The following is a 711-nucleotide window of genomic DNA, read 5'->3' on the forward strand; positions in this document are numbered from 1 at the left end:
TGCCAATACCCGGACCTTCTACGTTCTGGAGGCTGCTGGGGTGAACCCGAAAAACGTGTTCATGGTTGACAGTAAAGGCATCCTGGCAGAAAGCCGTGAGGAGCTCAAGGGCACTTACAAGTGGGATCTCGCCGTCAAGACCAACGCCGAGGGCAGGACCGGTAGCATCAAGGATGCCCTGAAGGGGAGCGACATCTGCATCGCCGCCTCGAAGCCCGGCCCGGGCACCATCACCAAGGAGGACGTCTCCGTGATGGCCGACGACTCCATAGTGTTCGCCTGCGCCAACCCGATCCCCGAGATATGGCCCTGGGAGGCGAAGGAGGCGGGCGCCAAGCTCATCGCCACTGGCAGGAGCGACTTCCCCAACCAGGTGAACAACAGCCTCGTCTTCCCCGCCATATTTAGGGGCGCCCTGGACGTGAGGGCGAAGACCATCACCGACGAGATGTGCATCGCCTCCGCCACGGAGCTGGCCAAGTTCGCAGAGGACAAGGGGCTGACCGAGGAGTACATCCTCCCCTCCATGAGCGAATGGGAGATCTACCCGAGGCAGGCGGTGGAGACCGGCCTCAAGGCAATTGAGCAGGGCATAGCCCGGAAGAAGTTGAGCAGGCAGGAGCTCTACGACCACGCCGAGTCCATCATCAAGAGGAGCCAGGACATCGTGGCCCTCCTGATGCGCCAAGGCTTCATAGCCTCGCCTCCTCC

General features: G+C 61.9%; 1 protein-coding gene. It reads left to right on the plus strand.

The window, feature by feature from the left end; genetic code table 11:
* Positions 1 to 61 precede the first annotated feature (61 nt).
* A partial coding sequence (locus tag LN415_09900; GenBank protein ID MCJ2557394.1) for a malate dehydrogenase occupies positions 62 to 711 on the plus strand: 650 nt, incomplete at its 3' end.

It is taken from the genome of Candidatus Thermoplasmatota archaeon, assembly GCA_022848865.1.
In the GTDB taxonomy this organism is placed as follows: Archaea; Thermoplasmatota; Thermoplasmata; order RBG-16-68-12; family JAGMCJ01; genus JAGMCJ01.